At 44.8% G+C, this 16794-nt stretch carries 12 protein-coding genes and 1 pseudogene; 4 read left to right on the top strand and 9 right to left on the bottom strand.

What is annotated here, in order from left to right; translation table 11 throughout:
- Positions 1-206: 206 nt before the first annotated feature.
- Positions 207-1343: pseudogene (locus VTH8203_RS11235) on the bottom strand (MATE family efflux transporter); the annotation flags it as partial.
- A 73-nt stretch (positions 1344-1416) separates the two neighbouring features.
- Positions 1417-1833: a CBS domain-containing protein gene (locus VTH8203_RS11230; RefSeq protein ID WP_096993763.1), complete on the bottom strand. Its 417-nt coding sequence runs from the start codon at positions 1831-1833 to the stop codon at positions 1417-1419.
- A 253-nt stretch (positions 1834-2086) separates the two neighbouring features.
- Here VTH8203_RS11230 and VTH8203_RS11225 point away from each other — a divergent pair, with 253 nt between their 5' ends.
- Positions 2087-2344: a hypothetical protein gene (locus tag VTH8203_RS11225; protein ID WP_063606507.1), complete on the top strand. Its 258-nt coding sequence runs from the start codon at positions 2087-2089 to the stop codon at positions 2342-2344.
- Between the two features lie 7 nt (positions 2345-2351).
- Here the strand turns inward: VTH8203_RS11225 and VTH8203_RS11220 are convergent, their stop codons facing one another.
- The 5 genes from VTH8203_RS11220 to cobA all read right to left on the bottom strand — a co-directional run bounded on the left by VTH8203_RS11220 (position 2352) and on the right by cobA (position 9487).
- Complete coding sequence (locus VTH8203_RS11220) at positions 2352-4097, bottom strand: bifunctional protein-serine/threonine kinase/phosphatase (RefSeq protein WP_096993762.1); 1746 nt, start codon at positions 4095-4097, stop codon at positions 2352-2354.
- 95 nt (positions 4098-4192) lie between these two features.
- Complete coding sequence (locus VTH8203_RS11215; RefSeq protein WP_096993761.1) at positions 4193-5662, bottom strand: NarK family nitrate/nitrite MFS transporter; 1470 nt, start codon at positions 5660-5662, stop codon at positions 4193-4195.
- Between the two features lie 55 nt (positions 5663-5717).
- A complete protein-coding gene (nirD, locus tag VTH8203_RS11210) occupies positions 5718-6056 on the bottom strand; it encodes a nitrite reductase small subunit NirD (RefSeq protein ID WP_006072963.1) in 339 nt (112 codons plus the stop codon).
- 51 nt (positions 6057-6107) lie between these two features.
- Positions 6108-8663 carry a nitrite reductase large subunit NirB gene (gene nirB / locus VTH8203_RS11205; RefSeq protein ID WP_096993760.1) on the bottom strand — a complete coding sequence of 852 codons (2556 nt, stop codon included), beginning with the start codon at positions 8661-8663 and terminating at the stop codon, positions 6108-6110.
- A gap of 17 nt (positions 8664-8680) precedes the next feature.
- Positions 8681-9487, bottom strand: a complete 807-nt coding sequence (gene cobA, locus VTH8203_RS11200; protein ID WP_244181198.1) for a uroporphyrinogen-III C-methyltransferase — start codon at positions 9485-9487, stop codon at positions 8681-8683.
- A 426-nt stretch (positions 9488-9913) separates the two neighbouring features.
- Here cobA and VTH8203_RS11195 point away from each other — a divergent pair, with 426 nt between their 5' ends.
- Positions 9914-12418, top strand: coding sequence for a molybdopterin oxidoreductase family protein (locus tag VTH8203_RS11195; protein WP_096993758.1), 2505 nt, complete (start codon positions 9914-9916; stop codon positions 12416-12418).
- A 77-nt stretch (positions 12419-12495) separates the two neighbouring features.
- Here VTH8203_RS11195 and VTH8203_RS11190 read toward each other — a convergent pair whose 3' ends face one another.
- Positions 12496-13239 (bottom strand): phospholipase A, encoded by a 744-nt coding sequence (locus VTH8203_RS11190; RefSeq protein WP_244181197.1) that lies wholly within the window; start codon positions 13237-13239, stop codon positions 12496-12498.
- Positions 13240-13503: 264 nt separating this feature from the next.
- Here VTH8203_RS11190 and VTH8203_RS11185 point away from each other — a divergent pair, with 264 nt between their 5' ends.
- On the top strand, positions 13504-14166 hold the full coding sequence (locus VTH8203_RS11185) for a potassium channel family protein (RefSeq protein ID WP_096993756.1): 663 nt from the start codon (positions 13504-13506) through the stop codon (positions 14164-14166).
- Positions 14163-15530, top strand: a complete 1368-nt coding sequence (locus VTH8203_RS11180; RefSeq protein ID WP_096993755.1) for a TrkH family potassium uptake protein — start codon at positions 14163-14165, stop codon at positions 15528-15530. The genes VTH8203_RS11185 and VTH8203_RS11180 overlap by 4 nt, the downstream gene beginning before the upstream one ends.
- Positions 15531-15579: 49 nt before the next feature.
- Here the strand turns inward: VTH8203_RS11180 and VTH8203_RS11175 are convergent, their stop codons facing one another.
- Positions 15580-16566 carry a glycosyl transferase family protein gene (locus VTH8203_RS11175; RefSeq protein WP_096993754.1) on the bottom strand — a complete coding sequence of 329 codons (987 nt, stop codon included), beginning with the start codon at positions 16564-16566 and terminating at the stop codon, positions 15580-15582.
- Positions 16567-16794 lie beyond the last annotated feature (228 nt).

Raw genomic sequence — 16794 nt, 5'->3', positions numbered from 1 at the left:
TAAATCGCTTTCTTTCGATATTTTGGAACAATCACAACGTGATATTTGCAATAATGTTTAACGTGAGCTTGGCTCTGCCAGTCTCTCATATGACCTCCTTTGAACTTGCCGGTTCTATAAAGGAGGTCATTTTCCCATCGATGCACGCTGTTACGGCAGAGCCTTTTCGAGTCACACCGCCAGAGGCGGTGGTTTACCAAGTTTCAATTATTGAACGACGTATTCGCAACAAACAGCACACCATTAAACACAAAGGTAATTGCTACATAAGTCGCAAATGCCGCCACAATCAGCGATGCATCACCGGTTAACGAGAACATGTTAATAATCGGCTGTTGGAGAAGATACAATAAAGCGCAAACCACTAATGTGTAGATGGTCGTCACGATGAGTGAGTTCTTTAGCGTTTCCTCTACACGATCAATTCTTACCGCTCCATAGTTTTGCCCTACGATAGGTCCAACAGCCCCGGACAGCGCAAAGATAAAGGCAAAACAAACTGGCGTCAGACGACCTATTACCGCAAAACCAGCAACAAAATCCTCACCATACTGGGCAATAGCAGTGGTCACAATCGCATTACCAATAGGCGTTGCGGTATTAGTAATAATGGCAGGAATCGCGATAGCCAACATCACTCTGGCATCACTAATGACATTCGAATACGTAGGTTTGGCTAGTAATTTGTGAACACGTAATAACGGTGCAAACGAGAAATAGAACACAGCAAATCGTGCGACCACCGAAGCGGCGGCGGCCCCTTCCACATTCCAGTTAAATCCGAAAATGAAAATAGGATCCAATATAGCGTTAACGATCCCACCCGCAAGTGTTGCCCACATCGATCGTTTTGCATCACCCGCTGCTCGCAGACCTGCACCACTAGCCATACCTAAAGCAATCAGAGGCGTACTCGGCAATAAGATCCAAAGATAGGCTTCTGCTCTCTCGAGTGCTCTCCCTTCTGCACCGATCGCCGTCAGCAGTTCTGGGATGTAGGCACACATTATTGCCGTTACAATCGCGCTAATGATAAATGCGATGACAAGAACACTAGAGCCTATCTGCCTTGCATAATCTACGTTCTTAGCTCCAATCGCTTTGGACATTAATGCGCCCATAGCGATGGAAGTTCCTATAGAAACGGAGGTTGCAAAAAAGGTTAACGTACCAGCAAAACCAACCGCTGCAGCCAGTTCAGCTTGACCCAACATACTGATGAACAACATATCGAGTAAGTCGACAATGAATATCGCCATGATGCCGACAGTAGAGGTTCCTGACATCACCAGGATGTGCCTCATGGTTGATCCTTCAACGAATTTAGCCGATTGGTCTGCCATACCAGTCCTTTTTTATTTACATGCAACAAACAATAAAGGGCGCCGAAGCGCCCATAGGGGAATATTGTTTAGTTTACACAGGATGTTTGAAGCACGCTTCAATATTTTTGCCGATGGCTCGAAGTACATCGCGACGAGTAATCGTTCCTAGCAATCTTCCACTGTCGATAACAGGATAAACTTTCGGTTTACCGACCTTCATCATATCTGCGAGTTCAATGATGGACGTTTCAGGCGTCACTGACAGCACCTCTTGATGCATACAATCTCCAACAGTATGCGTGTCTTGACAGTGATAGCTAACTTTAACCAACTTATCGAGCAAGTCTTGTTCTGAAATGAAGCCAATAACTTGTTCTCGTTCATCAATAACCGGACCACCAAGGTGGTTAGACTGCATGACTTTATCAAGTGCAGCACTCAATGACATGTCTTGTGTAAAGGTCACCGTTCTTTGGGTCATGTAGTCTTTAACTTTTAGCGATTCCATGGCGATCTCCTTCAGCCCCAATAACTTAATCGTAATAAGTTTATTGTTGTCCAAATTTTCAATATTGCTAAATGGGATTCTACGATTCTTGTAATAGACATTACCTATCAATCCTTGATGTTAAGTAAGAATTGTTTATCCCGTTTAAATTAAGCGTAAGACGAATTTTCTTGTTTTGCCTATCTTATTGTTAAGATTTTTGTAACAATCGGTCGCCTTATTGTCTGTTAACTCAATGCACTGAGTCATTTTCATGCTAAAAAAACTTCTCAATTCTCTCGCGAATGCGGTCGAATTTCGCTCTCGCATTTGGGTAGTCCATGTTTCCGAGTCCATACTCAAAGACCAGTCATATGTGGTTAATGAAGATCAGTTCTCGTCTTCTCTTTCCTGGATGAAAAGCAAAGGCTACGATCAGCAGATGCTGAGTAAAGTCGAGTCCATGAAGCGCTCACAAATCTTAGTGTTCGAACTTGGTCGCACTAAACATCAACTAATGCGCGTCAAATAAACAGCTATTAGATAAGTAATAACATCAACTCAATGGCGGCCAATAATGCGAGTAACGCTGTTGCTCCCTTCCAAAATAGCAATGGATGCTTTTTAATCAGCGGACTCGTCTCATACTGTTTCATTAACGCTTTATTCGGTTGGCTCAAATCCAACAAGAACTCTCCCAACGCTTGATAACGATGTTGCGGATTGGGATGACAAGCCTTCTTTAAGGCCATATCCAGCCAAAGGGGGAGTTCAGGATTGGTGATTTGAATACTCTGATATTTCCACTGTTGATGACGTGCATTGTCGACACTGCGCGCAATCATCGCTTTATAGGGAAGAGTGCCAGACAGCATTTCATACGTAATTACCGCAACCGAAAATAAATCGGATATGGTTGTCGCTTCGTTGCCATTCAGGTACTCAGGGGCAATATAATTTGCCGCACCTTTGGGCATTTGAGCACCTTGTTCTTGCCTTGCTTCGTCTAAGGCCTTCACCGAAACAGATCCCAAATCAATCAAGGTCACTTGCAGCGACTCTGATATCATCACATTTTCGGGCTTTAAGTCGCGATGTACCATATCTAACCGTTGCAGCACGCGTACCGCTTTCACTATCTCAGCAACAATGCTTCTCACAGTGTCTAAGCTCGGCGTCGGGTTATCAAGCATCCACTGCCTCAACGTGATCCCTTCTATCGGCTCACACAGTAAGTAAAGAAAGGGAGAATCGGCAGGTCGTGGATAAGTACGCATGATTCGATGACTATTCACATGCGTTCCCACCCAATATTCATTACTAATGTCGAGTAGAGCCTGTTTATCTTCCACATGCAGTAAAGAAGGCGCTTTGAGAATATACTTCCGCTCAGTCTGTTCTTGCGTCACCTCATAAACATGACTTCGAGTTCCAGCGTGAAGTACTTTTGTCACCGTGTAACTATCAATCCTGTTGTTCACTTTAAGCGGAGGAGGCACCACTTGGTTAAGTGATTGTTGTTGAAACTCATGCAATGTTAGGTTGGGAACATGATCGATGGAAACCAATAAGCTGGTGACATTGTCTTGGCTACCATTTTCTATGGCGAGTTCCGTCAATGCTTGGCTTCGTGTCTCAAAGCCTTGGTGTTGATTTTGGATAACGTTGACCAACTGTTGATCAGTGATGAAATCATGCACGCCGTCGGTTGAGAGCAAGAAAAGATCGCCAGTTTCGACGGCTAAGGTCTGAAAATCGACCTCCAATTTGCTATCCATGCCTAAAGCACGAGTTAGGTACGCCGCTTTACCGATGTTGGTCCGCTGATGGTCTCTGGTTAACAAACGGAGTTTACCTTGTCTAAGCAAATAGACTCGGCTATCACCCACATGAAATAGATACGCCGTATTGGATTTGACGACAACGGCACTAAAGGTGGTAACCAGTCCATTATGCTTCAGCGGTTGCTTTAGACTCTGCTCATATAGCCACGTATTCAATGACGTCAATACCTGAATTGCCGAACGCCGAACGCTCCAACTGTCCGGCGTCGCATAATAATCGGCGACAAACTGCATCACACTGGTGTGACTGGCTTTCTGCCCGTGTTCACTGCAACTCACACCATCGGCAATGCACGCAAGCATACCCTTGGTTTCCAACTCACTTTGCAGTCTTGGCTCTCGAACCACAAACGCATCTTGGTTTTCGCTTCGAGTACCTGCAGAAGACGCGCCGCCGTATGATGTGGTCAGCGTTTGTGGATGGTTAAGCGGTAATCCCATAATCACTCCTAATTAAACCTTCGGAGAACAAAAGCCCTGTGCAAATAGAGCTTTTGAACGAGTGAGCACGCTAAGTGCTCACTCCCCGATTACCATTAATGAGATACGTTGATTAACGTTACGCTACCATCTTCGTTTACCTCAGCTATTTGACCACTGGGTTCTTCCATAAACATCAAGGTTGCGAAACCAAGAACCGCTGTACCTGCGATAACATAGAAGAAGGTTTGATAGTCAACAAATGACAGAACCGTCAGGTAAACCACAGCACCGACATTCCCGTAAGCTCCTGTCATTCCAGCGATTTGACCTGTCATGCGGCGCTTGATCAATGGCACCGTCGCAAACACCGCACCTTCGCCAGCTTGAACAAAGAACGAACAAACCATGGCAGCACATACTGCAAGCCACAACGGCCACTCACTGTTGACTTGGCCCATCATGAAATAACCCACAGCCAAACCTGCCGTTAGAATTAACAATGTCGATTTACGACCAAACTTGTCTGAGATCCAACCGCCACCTGGACGCGACATTAAGTTCATAAAGGCATAAGCCGAAGCCACCATACCCGCTAAAACAGCCGTCAGTTCAAACGTTTCAGAGAAGAACAGAGGTAGCATCGAGACCACTGCCAACTCCGAGCCGAACGTGGCAAAATACAACACGTTCAGCACAGCTACTTGTTTAAACTTATATTGATGCATCTCCGGAACAGGCTTAAAGAAGATAGATTTGTTGACCTTCCAGACTTGAAACACTTCGTATCCGTATAGGACTACTAGGCCGACATAAAAGGCGTTAACCACAGTGTCACTCAACATACCAATATTCGATGGAGCAAGTTTCCAAGCAAGTAGAGCAAGCGCAGCATACATAGGGATCTTCATGATCAACAGCAAGACAAAGTCCCCTTTCGATGTCACTTCCATCGCTGCTAAATGTTTAGGTTTAAAGTAAGTCGACCCTTTTGGCGTATCTTGAACGTTACGATAAAAAATGACAGAGAACACCAAACTCATTAGGCCCGTCACACCAACGGCATAGCGCCATCCGTCTTCACCACCGAACATCAGAGCTAACGTTGGTAAGGTAAAGGCCGCCGCCGCTGAGCCAAAGTTGCCCCAACCACCATAAATACCTTCCGCAGTGCCCAGTTCATCATGTGGGAACCACTCAGATACTAAACGAATACCAATAACAAAACCTGCGCCAATAAAACCTAATAGGAAACGAGCGATGGCCGCTTGAATAAATGAATCTGACAACACAAAAACAAAACATGGAATGGAACATATCGCCAACAGTGCAGAGTAGACCAGACGTGGACCATATTTGTCAGTCAACATACCAATGATTACCCTCGCTGGTATCGTCAGCGCCACGTTGAGGATAAGTAAGGTTTTGATCTCTTGCGTTGATAAGCCTAATGACGTTTTTACCATTTGAAGTAATGGGGCAAAGTTAAACCACACCACAAAGGTAATAAAAAAGGCCATCCAGCTTAAGTGCAGTGTTTTCATCTTCCCTGAAAACGAAAACAAATTAAATTTAGTGCTTTCCATAACAAATTCCTTTTACTGATCAATGTGTTGATCAGAGTTCCTTGTACACGAAGAGTTAAGCTGCAAGTGGCAACTTGAGTTGAACATCATTACCACTGACTCGTACATCAAACCGAGTCAGTTGGACCTCTGGCTCTTCAATGCAGACACCCGTTTGTAAGTTAAAGTGCTGCTTGTAAAGCGGTGAAGCCACACAAGGTTGGCCATCTAGCGAGCCCATAATGCCGCGAGACATCACATAGGCATGGCCAAAAGGATCGTAATTGCAAAGCGCGTACAGTTGGTCGCTACGCTGACAATAGAAAATAGCGACCTGTTTATCTTCGACTTTAGCACACACTCCGGTATGGGGTACTAAGTCATCAGTTGAGCAAACAGTTAACCACTGACTCATATTCTTCTCCTTAACTATCAAATTTCATTCGCCTATAGCGAGGCAACGTCGTTAAACTTCAACAACATCAATACGTTGCTCCAAAACAAGCGCTTGTTTCTTATTATTAGTTGGGAATCTTTGTTGGCGAATATTGACAAACTGAAGATTACCATCCAGCTCATCGGTATTAATAAAGTGTTGGAATCGTTTTAGTTTCTCTGGATTTTCGAGTGTGGTTTTCCACTCACACTGATACTTACCGACATTGGTAGCCATGTCTTTTTCCAGCTCCTCGGCGAGTTGCAATTTGTCATCGACAATCACTTGTTTGAGGTATTCAATGCCGCCTTCTAGGTTTTCAAACCACACAGAAGTTCGTTGTAAACGGTCCGCAGTGCGGATGTAAAACATCAATAGACGGTCGATATAGCGAATCAGTGTCTGTTCATCAAGATCAGTGGCTAGCAAGTCGGCGTGACGAGGACGCATTCCGCCATTACCACACACATACAAGTTCCAACCTTTGTCGGAGGCAATCACACCAATGTCTTTCGACTGAGCTTCTGCACATTCACGAGTACAGCCTGAGACCGCGAACTTCAGTTTGTGAGGCGATCTTAGTCCTTTGTAACGATTTTCAATGTCGATAGCTAAGCCTACACTGTCACCGACACCATAACGGCACCATGTGCTCCCCACACACGATTTCACCGTACGTACCGATTTGCCGTAAGCGTGTCCGGTTTCAAATCCGGCTTCCACCAATCGTTTCCAAATCAAAGGCAACTCATTGAGTTGTGCCCCAAACAAGTCAACGCGTTGACCTCCGGTAATCTTGGTGTACAGGTCGAAATCTTTAGCTACCTGACCAAGTACAATCAATTTATCTGGTGTGATTTCACCACCAGCAATACGAGGAACCACCGAATATGTTCCATCTTTTTGCATATTACCCAAATAGATATCGTTGGTATCTTGAAGCTCTATGTGTTGCTCTTCTAGAATATAGTCATTCCAAAATGACGCTAAAATTGAGCCCACTGTTGGCTTGCAAATCTCACAGCCCAACCCAGAGCCATGGCTAGATAGTAATTCATCGAACGTCTTAATTTGGTTAACGCGAATAATGTTGCTGAGTTCTTGACGGGAATAGGCAAAGTGCTCACAAATATCGTTGTTCACTTCAACGCCGAGGTTCATCAACTCACTATCGAGTACTTGTTTTGCTAACGCTGAACAGCCACCACAACCTGTCGATGCATTAGTGGTATCTTTTAGCGCAGCCATCGTGTTACAACCGCTCGCCACCGCTTGTTTGATATCACCCTTTGTCACATCAAAACAGGAGCAGATCACCGCAGAGTCAGGCAGAACATCCACGCCGAGTCCTGCTGAGCTATCGTCAGCCACATTCGGCAGAATTAATACCGACGGGCTGTCTGGGAGAGCCATGTCGTTTTGTTTGAGTTGCAATAAACTACCGTAGGCGTCAGCATCCCCTACCAAAACAGCACCTACAATTTTACTGCCATCCTCAGACACAATTAGCCGCTTGTAGACTTGCTCAATTTCGTCATGGTAGGTGTATGACTGCGCACCAACTGTTTTTCCGTGAACCTCACCGATACTCGCAACATCAACGCCCAACAATTTAAGTTTGGTGCTCATATCTGCACCAGTAAATGCCAGTGGCTCCAATGAATCGATCATTTGGCTAGCTGCGACTTTTGCCATTTGATAACCCGGAGCAACAAGCCCGAAGATCTGATTTTGCCACAAAGCACATTCACCAATCGCATAGATATCCTCGACGCTGGTACGGCATTGATCATCAATTACGATTCCGCCGCGCGGCCCTATCTCAATATCCGCTTGACGCGCTAACTCATCTTGAGGACGAATGCCGGCCGAGAAGACAATAAGGTCGGTTTCAAGGTAAGTACCATCAGCAAAATTCATTCGATAGCGAGCCTGCTCACCTGCAATAATTTCAGTAGTCGCTTTATCGGTGTGCACCGATACGCCTAAATCTTCAATTTTCCTGCGCAGCAATGCGCCGCCACCTTCATCAAGCTGCACCGCCATAAGACGCGGGGCAAACTCCACCACATGCGTATCTAAACCAAGGTTTTTAATCGCGTTAGCGGCCTCCAAGCCGAGTAATCCACCTCCGACAACGACGCCCGTTTTACTGACTTTACTGCCCGACTCGATGGCATCTAGGTCTTCAATAGTGCGATAAACATAGCAATGCTCTTGGTCATTACCCGAAATGGGCGGTACAAAAGGAAATGAACCCGTGGCAAGTACCAACTTATCGTAACTCTCCCGACGCCCACTTTCGGTTGTCACCTGCTTTCGGTCCGTATCAATCGAGACAACTTTGTCGTTTAAGACATAGTTAATCCCATGATCTTGATAGTAAGTTTCATCGGTGAGTGCAAGGTGCTCAACACCTTTACCGTCATCAAAATAGCTTGTGAGCTGCACGCGGTCATAAGCAAGTCGTGGCTCTTCTGAAAATGTGATAATTTGCGACGACTCATCGTTTGCAGCAATCACGCTATCAATGAACTTGTGGCCTACCATTCCGTTACCGACCACCACAATCCTTTGTGTTTTCATAATGCTTCCTTTAATAATTAAGCTGTCAGCTGTAATTTGTGTTGTTGGTTTTGTTTTGATGCGTCCATCGATACTCGTTCGTTGAGTTGTGACAGCCACTGCATTTGCTCAGCAACTTTGACCACTTGGCCGATTACGATGAGAGCGGGCGACTGAATTTGGTGGTGATCTCTTAACTCGACAAGCTCATCCAATCTGCCAAGCACCGTTCTTTGTGTTGGGCAACAGCCGTTTTCAATTAACGCAACGGGAGTGGACGCCGATAAACCTGCACCTATAAGAGAGCTCGCAATCATCTCCGCTTTGCTTAACCCCATGTAGATAACGAGAGTTTGATTCAGGTCAGCCAGTGCTTTCCAATGTATGTCCAACTCTTTTTCGGCATGGGCGGTGATAAAAGTAAATCCCTGAGATAAACCGCGATGAGTGAGCGGGATATCAGAGTACGTGGTGCACCCCGAAGCAGCCGTGATGCCAGGAATAACATCAACATCAAAGCCTTGTTTTTTGAGCAATAGCATTTCTTCTCCGCCACGACCGAATATAAAGGCATCGCCCCCTTTAACTCGACAAACTCGTCCACCTCGATGGGCATAGTCGATTAAGGTTTGGTTAATTTGCTGCTGGGTATAGCTATGGCAACCCTTAGCTTTACCAACATAAACCTGCTCGCTGTTGGAGGGAAAAAGTGCCTTGATCTCTTGGCTAACGAGATTGTCAAAGATAATGACATCAGCGGATTGGATTGCTCGAAGAGCCTTAACCGTGAGCAAATCAGGATCGCCCGGTCCAGCACCCACCAATGAGATATGATTACTTCTCATACTATTTCCTTGCATGGCATTTCTCCTTATAGCCAGGCGAAATTTTTTATTCGCTTGCCAACTTAGAGGCAATAAGGATGCCAGCGATGATAATAGCCTTGTGATTTTTTCAATATTCCCTTTAAAAACAATTAAATAAAAATCAGAGCTTTATTTTAGAATGACAAGAACATCACCCACAAAAAACCAATTAGAGAAGATTTTGAGCACTTTTAGTGCGATAAACCCCAAAACGGTGCAAATAAACAACAAATGACTGATATTTTGCCAAAAAATCCCATATACCACTTTATTGGTATATAAGTTAACTAACTGTATTAGTTGACTATATTTTGGATAAATACATATTTAACCTCACAATCACGCGATGGTGCGCGTTTTGCTTTCAGTAACAATTAATGAAAATTATCAGCAAGGATAAAAGTTATGAGTAAAGAAGGCTGGATTAAGACAACATGTGCCTATTGCGGAGTCGGTTGCGGTGTTGAAGCGAGACCAAAAGCAAACGGTCTTCTGGAAATAAGAGGCGATAAACAGCATCCCTCCAATTATGGCAAACTGTGTACCAAAGGAATCGCACTTGGCGATACGGTCATTACCGACGGTCGCCTTTTATCACCAATCCATCGTACTCGCAGCATTGATGCTTTAGAGGAAAGGTCTATGACTTGGGATGAGGCAACGTCGCTTGTCGCTGAGCAATTCCAGAAGACCATTCAACAACATGGCCCTGATTCTGTCGCATTCTATGTCTCAGGTCAGTTGCTCACTGAGGACTACTATGTCGCCAACAAACTCATGAAAGGCTTTATCGGCAGCGCCAATATCGATAGTAATTCTAGGTTATGTATGGCCTCAAGCGTCGTCGGCCATAAACGTGCTTTCGGCAGCGATACTGTCCCCGTGGTCTATGAAGATGTCGAACTGGCTGACTTGGTTATCATTACTGGTTCTAACTTGGCGTGGTGCCATCCGGTCCTTTTTCAACGCCTAAAAATCGCTAAGCAGAATAATCCGAATATGAAAGTGGTGGTGATCGACCCTCGTGAAACCGCAACGTGTGAGCTTGCCGATCTACACCTCGCGATTCATTCTGGCAGTGATGTTGCTCTGTTCAACGGACTATTGAATCATCTCTCACTGACGGGACAGCTCAACGCAAACTACATAGAACACCATACGCAAGGGTTTGATGACGCGTTGGCCGTTGCGAAGCAGACGGTCGACGTTGGTTCCATCACAGGGCTAACTCAATCGCAACTTGAGACGTTTTATTCTCTGTTTGCTCACACCCCAAAAACCGTCACCGTCTATTCGCAAGGTGTTAATCAATCCAGCAGTGGCTCGAACAAAGTCAACAGCATTCTAAACTGTCATCTGGCTACTGGTCGCATCGGGAAACCGGGCATGGGGCCTTTCTCGGTCACAGGGCAGCCTAATGCGATGGGAGGAAGAGAGGTAGGTGCGCTGGCAAACACGTTAGCGAGTCACATGGAGTTTGATAATCCAGAGCATCACTCATTAATTAGTAAGTTTTGGCAAACCTCCACTCTTGCCACTAAGCCTGGCCTTAAAGCGATCGACCTGTTTGACGCAGTCGAAGCAGGAAAAATAAAAGCGATTTGGATCATGGCAACCAACCCCATGGTGAGTCTACCTAACTCAGAAAAAATAAAATCAGCGCTACAAAAGTGCGCGTTTGTGGTGGTCTCAGATTGTATTAAGGAGACCGAGACCGCCCAACTCGCGAACGTGCTTTTACCCGCGCAAGGCTGGAGCGAGAAATCAGGCACCGTCACCAATTCTGAGCGCCGTATTTCAAGACAACGTCGATTGCTTCCCAGCCCTGGCATGGCTAAACCAGATTGGTGGATAGTAAGCAAAGTGGCAATGAAAATGGGGTTCACCAATGCTTTTGATTATTTACACGAGGGGCAAATCTTCAACGAGTATGCTCGCATGACGACCTTAGGTAATGAGGGCGGTCAACAGCGTGATCTGACATTAAGTGGATTAACTCAGTTAGATGACAAAGGCTATAACACGCTGGTTCCGCAGCAATGGCCAGTGTTAACGTTACAAACCGATATCGTCAACCAGCGGCTGTTTAACCAACATCAGTTTTATACTGCTGACCAAAGAGCACACTTTGTCGCCACGGGTTATCAAGCCCCACAACAAACAACCAGCAATGCACTGCCTATCTTGCTTAACAGTGGCCGGGCGCGAGATCATTGGCATACAATGAGTCGCACTGGGCTTTCGCCTCAGCTTGCTCTTCACTCGCCAGAGCCTTACATCAGTTTGCATCCCGATACCGCACTGGAACTCGGACTGACTAATGGACAGATTGCTGACGTTAGCAATACTAAATTTACGCTTCAAATGCGAGTAGACATAAACTCAGGAATCAAACTTGGGGAGGGCTTCGTCCCAATTCATTGGAATAAAACAACGGCAAGCAACGCTAAATCTTGCCAACTTATTGCCACCAAGACAGATGCTTACTCTGGACAACCAGAATTCAAACACACACCTGTCTCAATAAAGTCTTGGTCAAAGGGCAGTGAGGCGTTAGTGATAAGTAGGACCGCTCTCAACTTAAGTAAATTTGATTATTGGGTCAAACAGAAAGTCGACTCTGGATATTTATATCGGATAGCAGCTAAGAGCGACACTATGGCGCTGATTCTTCAGCTCAATAATGAAATCATCGCGGCGAGTGATAAAACAATATCAGTCGACAGCTACGAGACCACATTGGAACACCGTAAAGCGGTGATTAATTCCGATATGGTGCATTGCGCCTTTATCGTGAAAAGTGACGTTACCCAAAAAGATTTGGATTGGCTTAATCGGTTATTTCAGGAACGGGTAATTCATAACCTTCGAAGCCGCTTTATGAATAAAAACGCTGTCCCTGAAATCTAGTGAGAAATAATCCTAAAGCAAAGATCATTCAGGGGTAACGTTTTTAATACCAATCTTCGCGGTGACTTAGCTTATAACTATAAATCGAAGGCCAATCCTAGACCATAAGCTTGTAGTTTAAAGTCGTAGTTTGAAATGGTGCTACCATACCCATTTTCGTATTTCGCGTATCCTTTGAGCCCCTGATAGATTGGAAACTCGAGCGTCAAGGAATAGTACGGGTTTTTAAACACATTCCTAGCCAACCCCTTCATTTTTAAAATATCATTGGGAAATAAGACCACCGTTAGCTCGCCATGGCCCAAATAATCAACAATATCTGGGTTGTAGTCGTTAGTATCGTCGAACCTAAACCACGGTTTAAGCCCAACCGTACCATAGCTAAAATGGTATTCAGCATTGATATAACCACGATTCCAACTTACTTCGTCCGTTCCACCAGTGCCATTTGATTGATGCTCAGCCCCAATGGCAATATCAAACTGCTCAGAAAAGGAATAGATATAAAACAACTCTGGGTTAAAGTCATTATCTCGAAAATAGGCCGACTTATCATAGGCTTCCCAATTTGATTTCTGGGTATAAGCCAAATAAAGATGACTATTATCTGTTGAAATTAAAGGATATTTTAGACTAATTTGGAATTGTATGAAGGTATTTTTTGTATCTCCTCCATTAGGATTTAGAGGCGCAAATCGCTGTTGGTTGACATTATCTTCGTGGTAATACGGCAAAAAATAGCTATCTTTATGGCTATCTAATGTCGCTTGAGCACCAAGTGGAGTCATCAAAATAGACACCACTAACAACTTTATCTTCATCAAGATGGTTCCTTCTCTCATGAACAGTTCTCTAAATGTAGTACGTTGTGTGTTAAACAGCATAATAGTTACTATTAGATTCAGAAATTTGTCCACATATCACAAGTCTGTAGCCTCTCGCTCTCGACACGCCTGGAATAGGTTTACATGACCTATTGTCAAACAACACTAAAATGTTTATCCGATAATTAATACTATATTTAAACGACAGCCGCCTAGCGTTAAGATCCAAATGCATAAAAACAAAGTAAGCAGGTAGATATTATGAAAGCAGTGACTAAACAATACGCCGTGATTGGTTTAGGGCGTTTTGGCATGAGCATCTGTAAAGAGTTATCTGAAGCCGGTGCTCAAGTTCTTGCTATCGACATCAATGAAGATCGTGTAAAGGAAGTGTCTAAAATCGTCGAACAAGGCATCGTTGCCAACTGTACGATAGAAGAAACCGTTGAAGAGCTCAGACTGAATGAGTTCGACATGGTGATGGTATCCATTGGTAATGACATCAATGCCAGTATTCTCACCACACTGGTGCTTAAAGAAGCCAAAGTGAAGAAAGTGTGGGTTAAGGCGAATGACAAGTTCCAGTACAAAATCTTGCAAAAGATAGGGGCGGATAAAATCATCATGCCTGAAAGAGATATGGGTATCCGAGTAGCGCAACGTATGATCGATAACCGAGTGATTGCTTTCAATGAGCTAGGAAGTGGCTTAGCGTTAACCGAAATCGTTGTTGGCAACAAGTTAATGGGTAAAACCTTGGCTGATATCGCTCTTTGCCAAGCGAGTAACATTAAAGTACTTGGGTTTAAGCGCGGACCGGAGCTAGACGCCAACCCTCAGATGAGTCAAACGTTAGAAATTGGTGATATGATCATTGTTGCTGGCCCGGAAAAAGACCTGCACGAAAAGATCAGATTGTCATGAACCGCCGTTTTCAAAAAGGTCTGATTTACCCGATAAAACTCAATAAGAAATCAGCCGTACCATCAGAGCCTTATCTTATTGTCGCTAGCTTTCTGGCGGTTTTAGTCCCTTCGGCTTTGCTGCTAACCTTGCCCGTCTTTTCTGTCACTGGTTTAAGCTTTAGCGATGCTTTCTTCACGGCAACGTCCGCAATCAGTGTAACTGGACTCGGCGTGGTTGATACGGGGCAGCATTTCACTACGTCAGGCAAAATTCTGCTGATGCTGTTGATGCAAATTGGCGGACTTGGGCAAATGACGCTGTCTGCGGTATTACTTTACATGTTTGGTGTTAGGTTAAGCCTAAAACAGCAAGCCTTGGCTCAAGATGCACTTGGTCAAGATCGCCGTGTTAACATCAAAGGGCTGGTAAAGAAGATCATCATTTTTGCTTTGATTGCCGAAGCTATCGGCGCAGCCATCTTAGCTATGCGTTGGGTCCCTGAGATGGGATGGTCACAAGGTGTGTTTTATTCAATATTTCATGCGATTTCCGCTTTTAATAACGCCGGTTTTGCCTTGTTTTCAGACAGTATGATGAGTTTCGCATCAGAGCCTGTGGTTCTGCTCGTTCTGTCCGGTTTATTCATCTTTGGCGGATTGGGCTTTACCGTGGTCAGTGATCTTGCTATCAACGGTAAGAAAGGCTTTTCTCGACTAGGGCTGCACACCAAAATCATGCTCACAGCCACCCCTATCTTATTATTAGGCGGCACGCTATTTTTCTTCTTGTTGGAACGCAATAACCCAGAGACTCTAGGAGCTCTGCCTCTTGGGGGGCAATGGCTCTCTGCATTTTTCCAGTCAGCGAGTGCTCGTACGGCTGGTTTTAATAGCGTTGATATTGCTCAATTTGGGCAACCTGCCTTGCTGATTATGATCATCTTAATGCTGATCGGGGCCGGCTCTACATCGACTGGTGGTGGTATTAAGGTATCAACATTTGCGGTTGCCTTTTATGCGACGTGGGCATTCTTGAGACAAAAGCAATACGTGGAAATCTTTAATCGAACTGTGAGTTGGCAAACCGTAACCAAATCACTGGCAATCATAGTGGTGAGTGGCGCTATTTTAACTGTCGCTATGTTCTTACTTATGGTCACCCAACAGGCCAAATTTGAACAAGTAGTGTTTGAAACCATATCGGCATTTGCTACCGTCGGATTGACAGCAGGCTTAACCGCTCAGCTAAACACTGAAGGCAAATGGATTATGATTGTCGTGATGATCATTGGTCGTGTCGGCCCACTGACTTTGGCGTATATGCTCGCCAGACCAAAACCAACGTTACTAAAATACCCTGAAGACAACGTCCTGACAGGTTAATAACGGTAAACTAAAACAGGCGCGGTCAATGACTGCGCCTGTTAGTTATTTAACAACTTAAGTGTGGAGTCTCGCAGTAACCATTCCAGTATTGATGTGCCTTCTCGGACGCCTGTCGCCAATCCCCACAAATTGAGAACAACGCAGCGGTCAAGGTAGAGACCACCGTATTTGCCATCAACTGCATTTCCTCTTGCGGTGTCTGTAATGGACAGCATGATGGAAGCACTAACTCGGCCATACTTTCTTCAACGTACTCAGAATGAATCGTATCGGATTCAACCCACCATACCGTTTGACTCACTTTCGGATTGTATTCCGTTTCACCGCCTTGACCTTTAAACGATAGCATTCGTTGATAGTCATTGTTATCTCGCCCATGTCGAGCAAGAAGATGTTCAACTTTGGCATGCAACTCTTGGAAACCCGGGTGAAAACTTCCACGCATACCAAAAGGTGCATTAGCAGGATTCAGGGCACGAATAACGGTATTAATGGGCGTTCTTAAACCGTAGCGATGCTTCCAATCCAACATTTTCTTGGCGATTGGACAGAAATGGTTCAACGGTAAGTAGGCGATATTATCACGATCTAGAAGCTGCTGTGCATGGGTTAAATCCTCCGCTTTGGAGATATTCAGTGCACTCAAACAGTCTTTTGCATGTAAGCGGTCACTCTCTTTATCTAAGTCGCCATGTAGCACCACCCGTACACCATGTTCTGCCAAAATGCTTGCAGCAACAAGGTGCCAAGGTTTCCCCGATGATTGCCCTACTCTTTTACCCGCATATAATGGCCAGTCAAAATCAGCGCTAATATCTGGATAATGAGGTTTCAAACCTTCCACAAAGCCGGCAATTTCTTCAGGAGTTTCATCGCGCACACGGATAAGCATCATCAACATTGCCATTTGATCATCGCCAATCTGTCCCTCAACAAACTCTTCCATCACTTGCTTAGCTTGTTCTTGAGTTAACGGACCACGTCCACGAGACCCACGACCAACCGTGCGAATACACTCTTTTATAATCGACAAACTTATTCCTTTTTATATGTACAGACTCACCCCATTGTAATCCAAGAATGAACCCTCGCCACGATATATCCTTGGCCTCCATAGAAAAAAGGTGCGCCTCAAATGAATGAGAACGCACCGTCGCCAACTGATTATTAGTGAGACACTTTAGGTCACGGTTTTTATTTGGAAGCATCCCTACTAAAGCAAGAACATTGCCAAAACACAAAGTCATAATAATATCAATTA

It is taken from the genome of Vibrio thalassae, from assembly GCF_900089835.1.
GTDB lineage: Bacteria > Pseudomonadota > Gammaproteobacteria > Enterobacterales > Vibrionaceae > Vibrio > Vibrio thalassae.
This window is presented reverse-complemented; position numbering and strand designations above follow the sequence as displayed.